Origin of the sequence: Sulfurimicrobium lacus (assembly GCF_011764585.1) — a bacterium.
Lineage (GTDB): Bacteria > Pseudomonadota > Gammaproteobacteria > Burkholderiales > Sulfuricellaceae > Sulfurimicrobium > Sulfurimicrobium lacus.
Map to the genome: position 1 here is coordinate 1,316,921 of NZ_AP022853.1, position 17,162 is coordinate 1,334,082.

At 59.1% G+C, this 17,162-nt stretch carries 17 protein-coding genes; 16 read left to right on the forward strand and 1 reads right to left on the reverse strand.

Features of this window, described 5'->3' with window-relative positions; genetic code table 11:
* Nucleotides 1-32 precede the first annotated feature (32 nt).
* Nucleotides 33-860, forward strand: coding sequence for a GTP cyclohydrolase FolE2 (gene folE2 / locus SKTS_RS06595; RefSeq protein ID WP_173062083.1), 828 nt, complete (start codon nucleotides 33-35; stop codon nucleotides 858-860).
* 13 nt (nucleotides 861-873) lie between these two features.
* Here the strand turns inward: folE2 and SKTS_RS06600 are convergent, their stop codons facing one another.
* Complete coding sequence (locus SKTS_RS06600) at nucleotides 874-1,524, reverse strand: retropepsin-like aspartic protease family protein (RefSeq protein WP_244617462.1); 651 nt, start codon at nucleotides 1,522-1,524, stop codon at nucleotides 874-876.
* A gap of 18 nt (nucleotides 1,525-1,542) precedes the next feature.
* Between SKTS_RS06600 and SKTS_RS06605 the strand changes: the two genes are divergently transcribed.
* The 15 genes from SKTS_RS06605 to SKTS_RS06675 all read left to right on the forward strand — a co-directional run bounded on the left by SKTS_RS06605 (nucleotide 1,543) and on the right by SKTS_RS06675 (nucleotide 17,153).
* Nucleotides 1,543-2,253 carry a type 1 glutamine amidotransferase gene (locus tag SKTS_RS06605; RefSeq protein ID WP_173062086.1) on the forward strand — a complete coding sequence of 237 codons (711 nt, stop codon included), beginning with the start codon at nucleotides 1,543-1,545 and terminating at the stop codon, nucleotides 2,251-2,253.
* A gap of 87 nt (nucleotides 2,254-2,340) precedes the next feature.
* Nucleotides 2,341-3,753, forward strand: a complete 1,413-nt coding sequence (gene leuC / locus SKTS_RS06610) for a 3-isopropylmalate dehydratase large subunit (protein ID WP_198420440.1) — start codon at nucleotides 2,341-2,343, stop codon at nucleotides 3,751-3,753.
* Nucleotides 3,754-3,758: 5 nt separating this feature from the next.
* Nucleotides 3,759-3,971 carry a hypothetical protein gene (locus SKTS_RS06615; RefSeq protein ID WP_173058498.1) on the forward strand — a complete coding sequence of 71 codons (213 nt, stop codon included), beginning with the start codon at nucleotides 3,759-3,761 and terminating at the stop codon, nucleotides 3,969-3,971.
* Nucleotides 3,972-3,977: 6 nt separating this feature from the next.
* Complete coding sequence (leuD, locus tag SKTS_RS06620) at nucleotides 3,978-4,616, forward strand: 3-isopropylmalate dehydratase small subunit (RefSeq protein ID WP_173062089.1); 639 nt, start codon at nucleotides 3,978-3,980, stop codon at nucleotides 4,614-4,616.
* A gap of 82 nt (nucleotides 4,617-4,698) precedes the next feature.
* Nucleotides 4,699-5,763: a 3-isopropylmalate dehydrogenase gene (gene leuB / locus SKTS_RS06625; RefSeq protein ID WP_173062092.1), complete on the forward strand. Its 1,065-nt coding sequence runs from the start codon at nucleotides 4,699-4,701 to the stop codon at nucleotides 5,761-5,763.
* A 27-nt stretch (nucleotides 5,764-5,790) separates the two neighbouring features.
* Nucleotides 5,791-6,903 carry an aspartate-semialdehyde dehydrogenase gene (gene asd / locus SKTS_RS06630; RefSeq protein ID WP_198420441.1) on the forward strand — a complete coding sequence of 371 codons (1,113 nt, stop codon included), beginning with the start codon at nucleotides 5,791-5,793 and terminating at the stop codon, nucleotides 6,901-6,903.
* A gap of 188 nt (nucleotides 6,904-7,091) precedes the next feature.
* Nucleotides 7,092-10,016 (forward strand): motility hub landmark protein FimV, encoded by a 2,925-nt coding sequence (locus SKTS_RS06635; protein WP_173062095.1) that lies wholly within the window; start codon nucleotides 7,092-7,094, stop codon nucleotides 10,014-10,016.
* A 29-nt stretch (nucleotides 10,017-10,045) separates the two neighbouring features.
* Nucleotides 10,046-10,708: a CbiQ family ECF transporter T component gene (locus SKTS_RS06640; protein WP_173062098.1), complete on the forward strand. Its 663-nt coding sequence runs from the start codon at nucleotides 10,046-10,048 to the stop codon at nucleotides 10,706-10,708.
* Complete coding sequence (gene truA / locus SKTS_RS06645) at nucleotides 10,702-11,487, forward strand: tRNA pseudouridine(38-40) synthase TruA (RefSeq protein WP_173062101.1); 786 nt, start codon at nucleotides 10,702-10,704, stop codon at nucleotides 11,485-11,487. The genes SKTS_RS06640 and truA overlap by 7 nt, the downstream gene beginning before the upstream one ends.
* Nucleotides 11,488-11,609: 122 nt before the next feature.
* Nucleotides 11,610-12,230 (forward strand): phosphoribosylanthranilate isomerase, encoded by a 621-nt coding sequence (locus tag SKTS_RS06650; RefSeq protein ID WP_173062104.1) that lies wholly within the window; start codon nucleotides 11,610-11,612, stop codon nucleotides 12,228-12,230.
* Nucleotides 12,217-13,416, forward strand: a complete 1,200-nt coding sequence (trpB, locus tag SKTS_RS06655; protein ID WP_198420442.1) for a tryptophan synthase subunit beta — start codon at nucleotides 12,217-12,219, stop codon at nucleotides 13,414-13,416. The genes SKTS_RS06650 and trpB overlap by 14 nt, the downstream gene beginning before the upstream one ends.
* Nucleotides 13,417-13,424: 8 nt before the next feature.
* On the forward strand, nucleotides 13,425-14,225 hold the full coding sequence (gene trpA / locus SKTS_RS06660) for a tryptophan synthase subunit alpha (protein ID WP_173062110.1): 801 nt from the start codon (nucleotides 13,425-13,427) through the stop codon (nucleotides 14,223-14,225).
* Nucleotides 14,226-14,332: 107 nt separating this feature from the next.
* A complete protein-coding gene (gene accD, locus SKTS_RS06665) occupies nucleotides 14,333-15,205 on the forward strand; it encodes an acetyl-CoA carboxylase, carboxyltransferase subunit beta (protein ID WP_173062113.1) in 873 nt (290 codons plus the stop codon).
* On the forward strand, nucleotides 15,198-16,466 hold the full coding sequence (folC, locus tag SKTS_RS06670; protein WP_173062116.1) for a bifunctional tetrahydrofolate synthase/dihydrofolate synthase: 1,269 nt from the start codon (nucleotides 15,198-15,200) through the stop codon (nucleotides 16,464-16,466). The genes accD and folC overlap by 8 nt, the downstream gene beginning before the upstream one ends.
* Nucleotides 16,467-17,153, forward strand: a complete 687-nt coding sequence (locus SKTS_RS06675; protein WP_173062118.1) for an SPOR domain-containing protein — start codon at nucleotides 16,467-16,469, stop codon at nucleotides 17,151-17,153. It abuts the gene before it with no gap.
* Nucleotides 17,154-17,162 lie beyond the last annotated feature (9 nt).

Below are 17,162 nucleotides of genomic sequence, written 5' to 3' on the forward strand. Positions count from 1 at the left end.
ACTCAACCAGCCGATGTTAAGGAATTGAATTCATGAGCAACTGCACTGTCCCCTGTGACGGAACCACCGCCGCCTGCGAGATCGAGGACGTTCAAGCCAGGCACGATACCCGCCAGCTGGCGATCGACAAGGTGGGCATCAAGTCCATCCGCCACCCGATCAAGGTGGCCGACAAGAGCGAGGGCGTTCAGCACACCGTAGCCGTGTTCAACATGTACGTGCATCTGCCCCACAACTTCAAGGGCACCCACATGTCGCGTTTCGTCGAAATCCTCAACGGATACGAGCGTGAGATTTCGGTGGAAAACTTCGAAACTATGCTGCGCGAAATGGTCGTGCGCCTGGAAGCCGAATCCGGCCACGTGGAAATGTCTTTCCCCTATTTCATCAACAAGAAGGCGCCGATTTCAGGCGTGCAGAGCCTGCTGGACTACGAAGTGACCTTCATCGGCGAAATCGACAAGGGCCAGTATCGCCAGACCATGAAAGTCATCGTCCCGGTCACCAGCCTGTGCCCTTGCTCGAAGAAGATTTCCGATTACGGCGCACACAACCAGCGCTCCCACGTCACGGTGACGGCGCGCACCAACGAAATGGTGTGGATCGAGGATATCGTGCGCATGGTGGAGGAACAGGCTTCATGCGAACTGTTCGGCCTGCTCAAGCGGCCCGACGAGAAATATGTCACCGAACGTGCCTACGACAACCCGAAGTTCGTCGAAGACATGGTGCGCGACGTGGCGGCGGTGTTCAACGCCGACAAGCGCATCGATGCCTACATCGTCGAATCGGAGAACTTCGAGTCGATTCATAACCACTCCGCCTACGCCCTCATCGAAAAGGACAAGACCGCGGTCTGAGTGGGCGCTGAGGTTAATAGCGTTTGGTCAGTACCATGCTGTCTCCCTCGCGTTTCATGTTGACGCGGTTGAGGAAGCTCATGCCGAGCAACACCACCGGCATGGGGCTTTCATGCACCGAGGCCGACACGCCGTTGAGGCTGATGTCGCCTACTTTTACGTTATTCAGACTGATACGGTAGACCGGTACGATCCCGTTGGCGGTCGAGGAATAGCCGCGTTCCCCGTTCTGGTATGAAAGACCGAGGCGCTTGGCTTCGGCGCTGCTCATGGCAATCGTCGTGGCGCCGGTGTCCACGAGAAAGCGCGTGGAATTACCGTTGATGCTGCCCGTAGTGATGAAATGTCCCTGGGAATCTGCGGTCAGGATCACCTTGGCCGCTCCCCCGGATTCCTGCGCGCCTCCCGTCGAGGTGCCTTGTCCCAGTCCCAGCGTCATCCGCTTGCCGTCAACCTCCAGTATCGCCTGATTCGAATTCGCACCGATCAGCTTCACGCCTTCCGGTGTTTTTTCGCCCACCCTGAGCAGTTTCTGCGTCCCGCCGTTGATGGTGACCAGCGCTCTGTCGCTGAACAGGCCGGCTACGCTGATATCGGTGGCGAAGGAGGTGGCCGGGAATAGCAGCACGCCGACGAGAGTCAGGCTAGAATAAATCTTTTGCACGAATTAGGAGCCTCAGAAATGAAACCGGTTGCGATTTTTCGCCACGCTCGGAGCGAAGGTCCGGGCTATTTTGCCACATTCCTGAGCGAAAGAAATATTCCATGGGTCCTGATCAAAATAGACGAGGGTGCGCACCCACCTCAGGACGTGAATGCATTTTCCGGCCTGGTGTTCATGGGTGGCCCGATGAGTGTAAACGACGATCTGCCCTGGATACCTCCTGTTCTGGAACTGATCCGTCAGGCCGTGGCTGGCGGTATTCCTGTGTTAGGACACTGTCTTGGCGGGCAGTTGATGGCCAAGGCGTTGGGTGGCGTGGTGTCGGTCAATCCAATCAAGGAGATCGGGTGGGGCGAGGTGAACGCAGCAAGCAACCCGGTCGCCGAGGCGTGGCTTGGGGAAGTCAAAGGGTTCGAAGCTTTTCACTGGCACGGCGAGACATTTTCCATTCCGCCCGATGCTACCATCATCTTGGCGAACGCCAATTGTGCCCACCAGGGGTTTGCCCAGGACAAGCACCTGGCGCTGCAATGTCACGTCGAAATGACGGAGGAGATGGTAAAGGAATGGTGCGATGTCGGTGCGACCGAGGTGCAGTCATCTCTGAGCAGTCCTGCCGTGCAGTCCGCCGAGGAAATAGTGCGATGTTTGCCGGAGCGTATCCAGAAACTCAACGTAAACGCGTCTGCCATCTATAGCCGCTGGATACAGGGGCTGAAACATCACTGATCGGCCGATTTTGACTGTGTGCGTATTGTAATTGTTCGCAATAAGGCGATTGTGCAATAATTTACCTTTTCTCCCGAATTTTTTGCAATGATCGCACTAACGCTGTATGAGAAGTTGTGGCAGTCCCACGTGGTGCACACCGAACCGGATGGCACCGCGCTGCTTTATATCGACCGCCATCTGCTGCATGAGGTGACCAGTCCGCAGGCCTTCGAAGGTCTGCGCCTGGCGGGCCGCAAGCCGTGGCGCTTGTCCGCCAACCTCGCGGTGGCGGACCATAACGTTCCGACCACCGACCGCAAGAGCGGAATCGCCGACCCGGTTTCGCGTCTTCAGGTGGATACGCTCGACCAGAATTGCGAGGCATTCGGCATCACCGAATTCAAAATGAACGATGTGCGTCAGGGTATCGTCCACGTCATCGGCCCCGAGCAGGGCGCCACGCTGCCGGGCATGACCGTGGTGTGCGGCGATTCCCACACCAGTACCCATGGCGCTTTTGCGGCGCTGGCGCACGGCATCGGCACCTCCGAAGTGGAACACGTGCTGGCCACGCAATGCCTGCTGCAAAAGAAATCGAAGACCATGCTGGTCAAGGTGGGCGGCGCGCTCGCCAAGGGTGTGACGGCCAAGGACATCGCCCTGGCGGTGATCGGCAGGATCGGTACCGCCGGCGGCAACGGCTACGCCATCGAATTCGCCGGCACGACGATACGCGCGCTTTCCATGGAAGGCCGCATGACGCTGTGCAACATGGCGATCGAGGCCGGCGCCCGTGCCGGCATGGTGGCGGCGGACGACACCACCATCAATTACGTCAAGGGCCGTCCTTTCGCGCCCACGGGTGAGCAGTGGGACAAGGCCGTGGCTTACTGGCGCACATTGCACAGCGACGAAGGCGCCCACTTCGACAAGCTAGTGGAGATCGACGGCTCGGCGATCAAACCCCAGGTAACCTGGGGCACTTCGCCGGAAATGGTGGCGACGATAGACGATTGCGTGCCCGACCCTGCCCGCGAGGCCGACCCGGTCAAGCGGGGCGGCATGGAGCGGGCACTGGCCTACATGGGCTTGCAGGCCAATACGCCGATCGACCAGATTGCGGTGGACAAGGTCTTCATCGGTTCCTGCACTAATTCCCGCATTGAAGACTTGCGCGCTGCGGCGGCGGTCGCCAAGGGGCGGCATGTCGCTCCCAACATCAAGTTGGCGTTGGTGGTTCCTGGTTCCGGCTTGGTGAAGAAGCAGGCGGAGCAGGAAGGCCTGGACCGGATTTTCCGCGAGGCCGGTTTCGAATGGCGCGACCCGGGTTGTTCCATGTGTCTGGCGATGAATGCCGACCGCCTGGAGCCGGGCGAGCGCTGCGCTTCCACCTCCAACCGCAATTTCGAGGGGCGGCAGGGACCGGGTGGACGCACCCATCTGGTGAGCCCGGAAATGGCCGCGGCAGCCGCGATTGCAGGGCATTTCACGGATGTGCGTAAATTGGGCGGCCGGTGATTATCATGCGTACTCTGAAAATATTTCTAGTGACTTTGGGTTTGCTGTTATTGGCAGCCTGCAATACGGTTCAAGGCGTGGGCAAGAGCACGGCCAACCTGGGCAACAAGATCGAGCACAAAGGCGAAGAAAAGAATAGTCCCGTGCTGAAGGGGGTAGGGAAGGACATGTCCGTAGTGGGTGAAAAGATCGAGCAATCTGCTGAAGGAAAAAAATAAGAAAAAATGGAAAAATTTACCCACCTGAATGGCCTCGTGGCACCCTTGGATCGTGCCAATGTGGATACCGATGCCATCATTCCGAAGCAATTCCTGAAATCCATCAAGCGCAGCGGCTTCGGTCCCAACGCGTTCGACGAATGGCGCTATCTCGACCACGGTGAGCCGGGCATGGACAATTCCGTGCGTCCGCTCAACCCTGATTTCGTCCTTAACCAGGCACGTTACCAGGGCGCGCAAATTCTCCTCGCGCGCGAAAATTTCGGTTGCGGGTCGAGCCGGGAGCATGCCCCCTGGGCGCTGCTGGACTATGGCTTCCGCGCCATCATCGCCCCTAGTTTTGCCGATATCTTTTTCAACAACTGCTTCAAAAACGGCATCTTGCCGATCGTGCTGGATGCCGCCGACGTGGATCGACTGTTCAACGAGGTGGCGGCGCAGGAGGGCTATCGCCTGACGGTCGACCTGGAAGCGCAGACTGTCGCCACCCCCGGCGGACATGTTTTCAGCTTTGAAGTGGATAGCTTCCGCAAATACTGTCTGCTGCACGGCCTGGACGATATCGGCCTGACTTTGCAGCATGCCGAAAGGATAACTGCTTACGAAGAGCGGCGCCGCCAGTCGGAGCCGTGGGTGTTTGAATAAACGTGAGGCGTGAGGGTGAGGGGTGAGGCGTCAGCGCTTTTTCCCCTCACTCCTCACCCCTCACCCCTAACGGAATTTACCAATGAAAATCGCAGTCTTGCCCGGTGACGGCATCGGCCCGGAAATCGTGGCTCAAGCAGTAAAAGTACTAAAAGCGTTGGCCAGCGACGGTCTGAAGGTCGAGCTGGAACAGGCGCATATCGGCGGTGCGGGTTACGACGCGGCGGGCGATCCCTTGCCGGACGCCACCATGAAGCTGGCGCAGGATTCCGATGCCGTGTTGCTCGGCGCCGTGGGCGGCTGGCAATACGACACCCTGCCGCGGCCGATGCGCCCGGAGCAGGGTTTGCTGCGCATTCGCAAGGGCATGGGCGTGTTCGCCAATCTGCGTCCGGCGCTGCTCTATCCCGAACTGGCGAGCGCTTCCACGCTCAAGCCAGAAGTGGTGTCCGGCCTGGATATCATGATCGTGCGCGAGCTCACGGGGGATATTTATTTCGGCCAGCCGCGCGGCATCCAGGTTAATGATAAAGGCGAGCGCGAAGGCATCAATACCATGCGTTATTGCGAATCCGAAATCCGCCGCATCGCCAAGGTGGGCTACGAAATCGCCATGAAGCGCAGCCGCAAGCTGTGTTCCGTGGACAAGGCCAACGTGCTGGAAACCACGGAACTGTGGCGCGAGATCGTGACCGGCATGAACAAGGACTACCCCGAGGTCGAACTTTCGCACATGTACGTGGACAACGCCGCGATGCAACTGGTGCGCGCGCCCAAACAGTTCGACGTGATGATCACCGGCAACATCTTCGGCGATATTCTGTCCGACGAGGCTTCCATGCTGACGGGTTCCATTGGCATGCTGCCTTCGGCATCGCTGGACGCCAACAACAAGGGCTTGTACGAGCCGAGCCACGGCTCCGCGCCGGACATCGCCGGCAAGGATATCGCCAACCCGCTGGCGACCATTCTCTCGGTGGCGATGATGCTGCGCTATACCTTCAACAACGAGGAAGCGGCGGGTCGCATCGAAAATGCGGTGAAAAACGTGCTGGCCCAGGGCTATCGTACCGCGGATATCTATACCGAAGGCACGAGGAAGGCATCGTGCAGTGAAATGGGCGCCGCAGTCGTGGCGGCCCTGTAACGAATTTGACGAATCGAGGTTATTAAAATGATGCAAGTAGGTCTGGTTGGCTGGCGTGGCATGGTGGGTTCGGTGTTGATGCAGCGCATGCGCGAGGAGCGCGATTTCGACGTTATCGACCCGGTGTTCTTTACTACCTCCAACCCCGGCGGCAAGGGGCCGGACATCGGCAAGGACGTGCCGCCGCTCAAGGATGCGAAAGACATCAATGAACTAAAGGCGATGGACGCCATCATTTCCTGCCAGGGGGGAGACTACACCAAGGAAGTGTACGGTGAACTGCGTGCCGCCGGCTGGCAGGGCTACTGGATCGACGCCGCTTCCACGCTGCGCATGAAGGACGACGCCATCATCATCCTCGATCCGGTCAACCAGAACGTGATCAAGGACGGCCTGGCCAAGGGCATCAAGACCTACGTCGGCGGCAACTGCACCGTCAGCCTGATGCTGATGGCTATCGGCGGCCTGTTCGAGAAAGGGCTGGTCGAGTGGATCAGCCCCATGACCTACCAGGCAGCGTCCGGTGCCGGCGCGCGCAACATGCGCGAACTGATCCAGCAGATGGGCGCAGTCAACGGCGAGGTCAAGGGCTTGCTGGACGACCCCGCTTCGGCGATCCTGGAGATCGACAAAAAAGTGGCGGACTTCATCCGCTCGGACAAGTATCCTCTTGATGCATGGCCCGTGCCGCTGGCCGGCTCCCTGATTCCGTGGATCGACGTCCAGCTGGAATCCGGCCAGAGCAAGGAAGAATGGAAAGCGCAGGTGGAGTGCAACAAGATCCTGGGCCGCAGCGGCAACCAGGTTCCCATCGACGGTTTGTGCGTACGCGTCGGCGCCATGCGCTGCCACAGCCAGGCGCTGACCATCAAGATGACCAAGGATGTGCCGCTGGACGAAATTCACGGCATCATTGCCGCGCACAACGCCTGGGTCAAGGTCGTGCCGAACGACCGCGAGATCACCATGAAAGAGCTCACCCCGGCTGCAGTGACCGGAACGCTGACGGTGCCGGTAGGCCGCATGCGCAAGCTCACCATGGGACCGCAGTATTTGTCAGCCTTCACCGTGGGCGACCAGCTATTGTGGGGTGCGGCCGAGCCGCTGCGCCGCATGCTGCGTATGTTGGTTGAGTCTTGAAAACGGGTATTTTCGAAAAAATGCCCGTTGTTCCTGCGCTGGGTTTTATTGATTAATGTTGGTTAATAAATTCAGAAGGTGTTGTTTTTAAGTCGACTTTTTACCATACTTGACACACAAGTTTAGCTTGCATCACTAACTATATGATGTTAAGTTAAATACCCTAGCAAAAATATCATGAGGGTGGCATGGCGCGCGCATTCAAATTAAAACCATGGGTATATGCAGGCTTGTTAGCGCTGTCCCCGCTGGCTGCCGACGCAGCTGGGCTGGGCAAGCTGACTGTCACATCTGCACTGGGACAACCTTTGCGGGCAGAGATCGAGCTGGTGTCGGTCCAGAAAGACGAGCTGAGTTCCATCGCGGCGCGCCTCGCCTCTGCCGATGCATTCAAGGAAGCCAGCATCGAGCGCAGCGGTGCGCTGATGGACATCAAATTCAATGTCGATCAGAAAAAAGACGGCTCCCCGGTTCTCAAGCTCTCAACCGTTCAGCCGCTCAACGAGCCCTTCCTGGATATGTTGATCGAACTCAACTGGGCGGCTGGCCGCCTGTTGCGCGAATACACCGTACTGCTTGATCCGCCAGGGTACGCCGCCCCCCAGTCGGTGGCACCGGTGGCTGTGTCTACCGTCAAGTCAGCCGTGACCGCAGCGCCAGCACCACGCCAGGAATCCAGTCCAATACCGAGCGGAAAAGCGGCGGAAGCCAAGCCTGCAAATGCGCCCACACCGGCTACCCAGACTGCAGCACCTGAAAAGCAAAATGGTGAAATCAAGAGTTACGGTCCGGTCAAAAAGGGTGAAACCCTCAATGGAATCGCATCCCAGTTGAAACCAGAGGGCTACAACCTCGAACAAATGCTGGTGGCTTTGTATCAAAACAACAAAAATGCTTTTTCCGGCAATAACATGAACCGGCTCAAAGCTGGTCAGATACTGCGTGTCCCCGAGGAGCAGCAGCTTGCTTCCGTCAACCGTTCAGAAGCTTCCCACGAAGTTAAAGCCCATACGTCCGACTGGAATGCATACCGCCAAAAACTTGCAGCCGCGGTAACCGAGGCGCCAGCCCCCAAAGTAGAGGCGCCCAGGCAGGAAGCCAAGGGCAAGATCACCACAGCGGTGGAGGATAAAGCTGCGCTTCCGGCTCCATCAAAGGATGTACTCAAGGTAACCAAGGGCGAAGCGCCAGCCAATGCCAAAGACATGCAATCCTTGCAAAGCAAGGTGCAGTCTCTGCAGGAAGAAACCACTGCGCGGGAAAAATCGCTCAAGGAAGCCAACGATCGCATTGCGGCGCTGGAAAAGAACATCAAGGAAATGCAGCAGCTCATCGAGCTGAAGAACAAAAACCTGGCGGACTTGCAGAAACAAGCCACAGCCAAGCCGGAACCGGTGGCGCCACCCCCGCCCCCGCCTGTCGCTGCAACGGTCAAGCCTGCAGAGCCCGTTGCCAAGCCTGCAGAGCCGGTAACATCGCCTGTCGAACCACCCAAGCCGGTCGTCGAAAAGCCGGCTCAACCCAAGCCCGAAGTCAAGCCTCAGGCTGCACCCGGCCTGCTGGACAGCATTACCGGCAATCCGCTCTATCTTGCCGGGGCTGTCGGCGCGCTGGCGTTGCTGGGCGGGGGGGCGCTTATCGCTATCAACCGCCGGCGCAGAAAGAGTTTGTCGAGCTTTGAGGACAGTATTCTTACGGGTGGCGACCTCAAGGCCAACACGGTATTCGGTGAGACCGCCGGTGGCGTTGTGGACACCGGTGACACATCTTTCCTGACAGATTTCAGCCAGGCCGGACTAGGCACAATCGACACCAATGATGTCGACCCGATCGCAGAGGCCGAGGTTTACATGGCTTATGGGCGCGATGCTCAGGCTGAAGAAATTCTCAAGGAGGCGATGGTCAAGGATCCCAATCGTCATGAAATCCATTTGAAGCTGCTGGAAATCTATGCCGCACGCAAAAACCTGATTGCTTTCGAAACGCTTGCTGGTGAACTGTACGCAGCCATCGGCGGCCAATCCAGTCCGCTGTGGGATAAAGTGGCGGAAATGGGACGTGCGCTGGACCCCAATAACCCCCTCTACGGTAAGCAGGAAGGCGGCAGAGGCGTGGCCGAATCTGCTGCGGTGGCTGCGGTTGCCGCGGTAGCCGTCGATCTGGCCGCACCGACCCAGGGTTTGGTCGAAGAAGAGGTCGAGGCAGCAGCACCCGAGGAGGATTTGACTTCGGATCTTGATTTTGGATTGGACGAGGAGCCTGCCGCAGCAGCAGAAGTAGAAGAAGAAACGCATGTGACAGAAGCGGCCCCCGTAGAAATGCCAGTGGCCGAGCCCGGCGAGGAGGAATTCGGTGCACTTGAGTTCGATCTGGGATCGTTTGCAGAACAGCCCGCAGCAGTTTCTCCTGTCGCTGAAGAGAGCACGGCAAGCGAGGTTGAACCCGAGATGGAGTTCGATCTCGGTGAATTGACATCGCTTCAAACAGAAGTTCAACCTGAAGTTACTTTGCCGCCAGAAACAGAAACAGAAACAGAAGCAAATCAAGAGATTCCTGCTGAAGAAGTCGGTGGTATGGAGCTTGATCTGGATGCCCTGATGGCGCCATCCGAAGAGGTGCCTGCGACGGTTTCGGTGGCTCACACGGCAGAAGAAGAACTCAATCTGGACTTCTCGCTGGCGTTGCCGGAGAGTGAGTACGCGGAGAACATCGAAGCTGAAGCCACACCGGCCCAGGAAGAGGAGTCAATCGTTCTCGAATCAGCACCTGTTCAGGAAGAAGAGGCTCATCTGGATTTCGACTTCGATCTGGGTGAAGAGACAAAAGTTGTCACTCCGGAAGAGAAAATGCCTGCGGCAATGCCGGAACTCGACTTGTCCGGTATCAGCCTGGACATGGGCGAGCCGACCGAAGTGGCGGCTGCCTCCTTGGCGCCTTCTGGAGAGGAACTGGGCGATTCGACAGAAGCTGCAACCAAGCTGGATCTGGCGCGCGCCTATGTTGAAATGGGCGATACCGATGGGGCGAGGGAGATTCTGGAAGAAGTGCTGAAGGAAGGTAGTGCCCAGCAGCAGGGCGATGCCAAGCAATTGCTGGCATCCCTAGACGCGTAACGCGCAGCTCTCCAGCGAAGATGCCCTCCATGGCTGTGCCGTGGGGGGCTTTTCATTTCCCGAGTATGATTGATTTGTCGATTCACCCTACAACAAAAATCCTGCTCTGGCTGGTCTTCGCCATTGCCGTTCAGCGCTTTGATTTTGCCGTGCTCGCGCTGTTTAGCGTGATCGCCATCTTGTGGATGGCGCTGGCTGGAGGCTTATCCGAAGGGGTGCTAATGCTGCGCCGCGCACGCTGGTTGCTGCTGTCGCTGTTGCTGATTTATGCGTTTGCTACTCCCGGGGACCCGGTTTTGCCATTGCTGGGAGCCTTCAGTCCTTCGCTTCAAGGTTTGCGCGGCGGAGCGCTGCAGGCGTGGCGACTGGCGCTGTTGCTGGTTGCGCTTGCGCTTTTACTGCGTTCTTGTCCACGAGAGAACTTGTTGAGCGGCCTTTACGTGCTATTACGCCCATTTCGCAAGGTAGGTATGAATCCTGAGCGTGTTGCGGTGCGACTCTGGCTCACTTTGCACTATGCCGAGCAGCAAACCCGGCAGAAAATGCAAGCCTGGCGGGAAGAGCTGCGCAGCGCACTCGATCCTGCTCCGAATGTCGCGCTTCATGTTTCTCTCGAACTGCCTGCTTTTACCTGGCGCGATGCCATAGTGCTGGTGCTGGCAACGCTCTTGCTGGGATTGGCATTATGGTAAGAATCGCGTTGGGGCTGGAGTACGATGGCAGGCGTTTTTGCGGCTGGCAAAGCCAGTCTTCCGCTTGCGGTGTGCAGGATGCGCTGGAACAGGCATTGTCTGAAATCGCCGGCGAGCGTATCCGGGTTCACGCCGCAGGACGCACCGACACCGGGGTGCACGCGCTCGCTCAGGTGATCCATTTCGACACCTCGGCCATTCGGCCGGATGGCGCGTGGGTGCGCGGTACCAATGCCTTGCTGCCGGATAGCGTCAGCGTGCTGTGGGCGTGCCCGGTGGGGGAGGGGTTTCACGCGCGTTTTTCCGCGCAGGAACGGCGCTACCGTTACATTCTGCTCAACCACCCGGTCCGCCCCGGTTTGTTCAGCGGCAAAATCGGCTGGTTCCATGTGCCGCTCGACATCGAATTGATGCGCCAGGGTGCGGATTTTCTGGTCGGGGAGCATGATTTTTCCGCTTTTCGTGCGTCTGGTTGTCAGGCCAAATCGCCGGTCAAGCATCTGCGCGAACTGGCCATAACACGCCAGGGCGACACCCTGATTTTTGACCTCGCCGCCAATGGCTTTCTGCATCACATGGTGCGCAATATCGTGGGCTGCCTGGTATACGTCGGCAAGAAAAGGTACCCGCCGGAATGGATCGGAGAATTGCTCGCGAGCGCTGATCGTACCCGTGCCGCACCAACTTTCGCGCCGGACGGATTGTATTTTTCCGGCGTCACGTATGACCCCAAATGGGATTTGCCGAGGCCATCGCGCGTCCTGCATTTCGAGTTTTGAATGGCTGGTGGCCATGCACCGCATTTCGACATGAACCGATGCTCCAAAAAATCGCGTGATAATCGCCAGGATTTATGAACCATCCGGGTTAAAATTCAGGATTCGATACCAGAATTGCTTCTATGACACGCGCCAAGATCTGCGGTATTACCACCATCGAGGACGGCAGGACGGCCGCGCGACATGGCGCCGACGCCATCGGTTTGGTCTTTTACCCGCCCAGTCCGCGCCTCGTCTCCGTGACGCAGGCTGCGGAAATTGCCGCTGCGCTGCCGCCTTTCGTCACGACAGTGGGTTTGTTCGTGAATCCGCAAGCGGGGGAGGTTGAGGCGGTGCTGCGCGAGTTGCGCCTGGATATGCTGCAGTTCCACGGCGACGAAACGCCCGAGTTCTGCGCCAGCTTCGGTGTGCCCTGGTTGAAAGCGGTACGCGTCAAACCCAGGGTGGATTTGGTACAATGCGCAATTCGTTATCGCGACGCCAGGGGCCTGCTGCTGGATGCCTTCGTTGCCGGCACGCCGGGCGGAACCGGACTATCCTTCGACTGGGGGCTGATCCCCGCCGAATTGCCTTTACCGGTGATTCTGTCCGGCGGACTCGACCCGGCAAATGTGCGCACGGCCATCGAGCAGGTCAAGCCTTGGGCGGTTGACGTCTCCAGTGGCGTCGAGGCAAGCAAGGGAATCAAGGATGCAGCGAAAATCGCCGCATTCATGCGAGGAGTACACAGTGCAAATGTATGATCTACCCGACCAGTACGGTCATTTCGGCCCCTACGGCGGAATATTCATGGCGGAAACGCTGATCGCGGCGGTTGACGAACTGCGCCGGCAGTATGAACGCTTCCGCGACGATCCCGAGTTCAAGGCTGAATTCGCGTACGAGATGAAGCACTACGTCGGCCGCCCCAGCCCCATCTACCATGCCAAGAACTGGACTGAGCGTCTGGGCGGGGCGCAGGTTTACCTCAAGCGCGAAGACCTCAACCACACCGGCGCGCACAAGATCAACAATGCCATCGGCCAGGCGCTGCTGGCGCGGCGCATGGGCAAGAAACGGGTGATCGCCGAAACCGGCGCCGGCATGCACGGCGTGGCGACTGCCACGGTGGCGGCGCGTTACGGCCTGGAGTGCGTGGTCTACATGGGGGCGGAGGACGTCAAGCGTCAGGCGCCCAACGTCTATCGCATGAAACTGCTCGGCGCCACCGTGGTGCCCGTCGAAAGTGGCTCGAAGACACTCAAGGACGCCTGCAACGAGGCGATACGCGACTGGGTGACCAACGTCGAAAATACCTTCTATGTTTTCGGTACGGCAGCCGGCCCCCATCCCTATCCGATGATGGTGCGCGATTTCCAGTGTGTGATCGGCAACGAGGCCAAGGTGCAGATGCCGGAAATGATCGGGCGCCAGCCTGACGCGGTGATCGCCTGCGTGGGCGGCGGCTCCAACGCCATCGGCCTGTTCCACCCCTACATCTCGGACGAAAGCGTCAAGCTGATCGGCGTGGAAGCAGCCGGCCTCGGCCTCGAAACCGGCAAGCATGCGGCGCCGCTGAATGCAGGCAAACCGGGCATCTTGCATGGAAACCGGGTTTACCTGATGCAGGACGAGAATGGCCAGATCATTGAAACCCATTCCATTTCCGCAGGCCTCGACTACCCCGGCGTCGGTCCGGAACACTGCTGGCTCAAGGACAGCGGCCGCGCCGAATATGTGGCGATAACCGATGCGGAAGCATTGCAGGCGTTCCACGACCTGTGCCGTTTCGAAGGTATCATCCCGGCACTGGAATCGAGCCATGCCCTGGCTTATGCCGCCAAACTGGCGCCAACGCTGCCGCAGGACAAAGTGCTGCTGGTCAATCTGTCAGGACGCGGCGACAAGGATATGAACACGGTGGCGGAATTGTCGGGACTCAAGTTTTAGGAATATTCATGTCACGTATTGCAGGCACCTTCAGCACTCTCAAACAGCAGGGCAAAACGGCCCTGATCCCTTTCGTCACCGCCGGCGACCCGTCGCCTGCCCAGACCGTGCCGCTGATGCACAAGCTGGTGGAAGCGGGCGCCAACATCATCGAACTCGGCGTGCCGTTTTCCGACCCGATGGCGGACGGACCCACTATCCAGCGTGCCAGCGAGCGGGCGCTGAAACACGGCACCGGGCTGAAAGACGTTCTGGCGCTGGTGGCCGAGTTCCGCAAGACGGATCAGTCTACCCCGGTGGTGCTGATGGGCTACGCCAACCCGATCGAGGCGATGGGCTACGAAAAATTTTCCCAGTCGGCCGCAAACGCGGGTGTGGACGGCGTGCTGACGGTGGACTATCCGCCCGAGGAAAGTGCCGGCCTGGCCGAGCAACTGAGAAAGCATGAAATCGACATGATTTTCCTGCTTTCACCAACCACCCCGGACCGGCGTTTTCAGCAGGTGGCGGAACTGGCGAGCGGCTTCATTTATTACGTTTCGCTCAAGGGCGTGACGGGCGCAGCCAATCTGGATTTGCAGGAAGTCAGCCAGAAAATCCCCGCCATTCACGCTGCCACCAGCCTGCCGGTGGGCGTCGGCTTTGGCATCCGCGATGCCGACACCGCGAAAGCGGTCGCGCAGTTCGCCGACGCGGTGGTGATCGGCAGCCGCATCGTGCAGGAAATCGAAAACGCTCCGCAGGGCGCGGTGTTGTCGAATGTGTATGCCCTGGTGAAGGGTTTTCGTACCGCAATGGACAGCAAGTAAAAAGCCATCGGTTTTCAGCTATCAGCTGTCAGCAAATGCGGGGTAAGACCGCTTCTCAATTGCTGGCGCTGAAAGCTGATTGCTGTCAGCTAATTTAAGGATAAATCATGAGCTGGTTTCAGAAACTTCTTCCGCCAAAAATCAAACGCAAGATCAGCAGCGACACCAAGAAGTCCGTTCCGGAAGGATTGTGGAGCAAGTGTCCGACCTGCGAATCCGTGTTGTACCGCACCGACCTGGAAAAGAACCTGGAGGTATGCCCGAAGTGCGGCCATCACCACCGGATTTCGGCGCGAACCCGCCTGCATGTTCTGCTCGATGCAGAGCCGCGGGTCGAGATCGGCGCCGAGGTGCTGCCGGTCGACAGCCTGAAGTTCAAAGACAGCAAACGTTATCCCGACCGTCTGGTCGATGCGAGCCGCGATACCGGCGAGACCGATGCGCTGGTGGTGATGAGAGGGGCTGTCAAGGGTATTCCCCTGGTGGCCGCGGCATTCGAATTCAAGTTCATGGGCGGTTCGATGGGTTCAGTGGTGGGCGAACGCTTCGTGCGCGGTATCAATGTCTGCCTTGAACACAACCTACCTTTCGTCTGCTTCGCCGCCAGCGGCGGGGCGCGCATGCAGGAAGGGCTGCTTTCCCTGATGCAGATGGCCAAGACCAGTGCGGCGCTGGCCAAACTGGCCGAAGCGCGTTTGCCGTTCATTTCTGTGCTGACCGATCCGACCATGGGCGGCGTTTCCGCCAGCTTCGCCATGCTCGGCGACGTCATCGTGGCAGAGCCCAATGCGCTGATCGGTTTTGCCGGGCCGCGCGTGATCGAGCAGACGGTGCGTGAAACCTTGCCCGAAGGATTCCAGCGCGCTGAATTCCTGGTCGATCACGGTGCTGTTGACCTGATCATCGACCGTCGTGAGATGCGTGACCGCTTCGCCAATATGCTCACCATGATGACGCGGATGCCGGCGGCGCATGCCTGAGTCTTTAGGGGAGTGGCTGGCTCATCTGGAGCAGTTGCACCCCAGCACCATCGAACTGGGCCTGGCGCGGGTCGCCACCGTCAAGGAACGACTGCAGTTCAGGCCCGATTTCCCCATCCTGACCGTCGCTGGCACCAACGGCAAAGGCTCAACCTGCGCCATGCTGGAGGCCATTCTCGGCGCGGCCGGCTACCGTGTCGGCTGTTACACCTCGCCTCACTTGCTGCGCTACAACGAGCGCGTGCGCGTCGCCGGGTATGAGGTCGACGACGCGGCACTATGCCGTGCCTTTGCCGCCGTGGAAGCTGCGCGCGGCGATGTCTCCCTGACTTATTTCGAATTCGGCACGCTTGCGGCGATGTGGCTGTTCGTCCAGCAACAGGTCGAGGTGGCGATTCTGGAGGTGGGCCTGGGTGGGCGCCTCGATGCGGTGAATGTGTTCGATGCGGATTGTTCAGTGGTGACCAGCGTGGATATCGATCACACGGATTATCTGGGTGACGACCGCGAATCCATCGGGCGCGAAAAAGCCGGCATCTTTCGCGCCACCAGGCCGGCCATATGTGCTGATCATAATCCGCCACACAGCCTGCTGCAGCACGCCGAGGGCATAGGTGCAGAGTTAAAGCTGATCAACCGCGATTTCGGTGCCGAATCCCAGGAAGGACAATGGCTGTTCTGGAGCCAGGCCGGCTGGCGCATGACCTTGCCTTACCCATCGCTGCGTGGCGCTTACCAGCTCGACAATGCCAGCGCCTGCCTGGCGGCGCTGGAGGCGCTCAAGGAAAAACTTCCCGTGACGCCGGAAAACATCCGTCGTGGCCTGCTGGAGGCAAGCGTGCCGGGCCGCTTTCAGGTGCTGCCAGGCAAGCCGGCGCTGATTCTTGACGTGGCGCACAATCCCCACGCCGCGCGCGCGCTGGCTTCCAACTTGCACCAGATGTGGTGTGGCGGCAGGACCATCGCGGTATTCGCCATGCTGAGTGACAAGGATGTCGCCGGTGTTATCGCAGCGCTGCGCGAGGAAGTCGACCTCTGGCTGATTGCCGGCATCGTCCACGCGCGCGGGGCTAGCGCGGTCGAGCTTCAGGCACGCCTCAGTGACGTGGGCATCCAAGCCATCCAGGCGTTCCCCGATATCGCTGCCGCTTACCACCATGCCTGCCAAATCGCCGGCGAAGATGATAGAATTGCGGTCTTCGGCTCGTTCCATACGGTAGCCGAGGTTATGCAAAGCGCCCGCAACAGGAAACCCGATTGAATGGCTAACGGTCCTTCCCCCACTGTTGAAGAACTACAGCTCAGAAAGCGCGCACGGCGTCGCCTGGTGGGTGCGATAACGTTGGTCGCGCTGATGGTCACCGTGCTGCCCATGGTGTTGGACGACGAGCCCAAGCCGGTGGGGCAGGATATAGCGATCAGCATCCCCTCGCAGCAAAGCAACGATTTCCCCCTCAAGGCAGCTAAGCCAGCGACCCCTGCGCAGCCGGCTTCCCCTGTCGCTCAGCCGCAACCAGTTGCCGTCCCGCAGGAAAAGCACCCCGCCCAGATTGCACCGGCTCCGCAGCCGAAAGTCACGGAGGCCAAGCACGAACCAGTGGCGCAGGCAAAAAAAGACAAGCCCGCGGAAAAATCCGAAAAGCCCAAGGGTGCGGCGGATAGCCCGAAAGAAACCAAACCGGCAGCCAAGGTCGCCGAAGCGCAGCACAGCGGCAGCAGTTATGTCGTCATGCTCGGCGCCTTCCTGAGTGAAGCCAATGCCAAACAGCGCCAGGCCAAGCTGAAGGAACTGGGCGTCAAATATTACCTCGAAAAAATCAAATCTCCCGCCGGCGAAAAAACCGGCGTGCGCGCCGGACCGTATTCCAGCCGCCAGGACGCGGAGCAAGCACTTGCACGGCTGAAGTCGGCTGGCATTTCGGATGGTCTGGTGACAGAGAAAAAATGATCGGGTTTT

Coding starts and splice junctions, on each gene's coding strand:
- trpA (WP_173062110.1), top strand. CDS start 13,425: ATGTCACGTATTGCAGGCACCTTCAGCACTCTCAAACAGCAGGGCAAA.
- leuB (WP_173062092.1), top strand. CDS start 4,699: ATGAAAATCGCAGTCTTGCCCGGTGACGGCATCGGCCCGGAAATCGTG.
- accD (WP_173062113.1), top strand. CDS start 14,333: ATGAGCTGGTTTCAGAAACTTCTTCCGCCAAAAATCAAACGCAAGATC.
- SKTS_RS06635 (WP_173062095.1), top strand. CDS start 7,092: ATGGCGCGCGCATTCAAATTAAAACCATGGGTATATGCAGGCTTGTTA.
- leuC (WP_198420440.1), top strand. CDS start 2,341: ATGATCGCACTAACGCTGTATGAGAAGTTGTGGCAGTCCCACGTGGTG.
- leuD (WP_173062089.1), top strand. CDS start 3,978: ATGGAAAAATTTACCCACCTGAATGGCCTCGTGGCACCCTTGGATCGT.
- SKTS_RS06650 (WP_173062104.1), top strand. CDS start 11,610: ATGACACGCGCCAAGATCTGCGGTATTACCACCATCGAGGACGGCAGG.
- truA (WP_173062101.1), top strand. CDS start 10,702: ATGGTAAGAATCGCGTTGGGGCTGGAGTACGATGGCAGGCGTTTTTGC.
- folE2 (WP_173062083.1), top strand. CDS start 33: ATGAGCAACTGCACTGTCCCCTGTGACGGAACCACCGCCGCCTGCGAG.
- SKTS_RS06605 (WP_173062086.1), top strand. CDS start 1,543: ATGAAACCGGTTGCGATTTTTCGCCACGCTCGGAGCGAAGGTCCGGGC.
- SKTS_RS06640 (WP_173062098.1), top strand. CDS start 10,046: ATGGCTGTGCCGTGGGGGGCTTTTCATTTCCCGAGTATGATTGATTTG.
- asd (WP_198420441.1), top strand. CDS start 5,791: ATGATGCAAGTAGGTCTGGTTGGCTGGCGTGGCATGGTGGGTTCGGTG.
- SKTS_RS06615 (WP_173058498.1), top strand. CDS start 3,759: ATGCGTACTCTGAAAATATTTCTAGTGACTTTGGGTTTGCTGTTATTG.
- SKTS_RS06675 (WP_173062118.1), top strand. CDS start 16,467: ATGGCTAACGGTCCTTCCCCCACTGTTGAAGAACTACAGCTCAGAAAG.
- folC (WP_173062116.1), top strand. CDS start 15,198: ATGCCTGAGTCTTTAGGGGAGTGGCTGGCTCATCTGGAGCAGTTGCAC.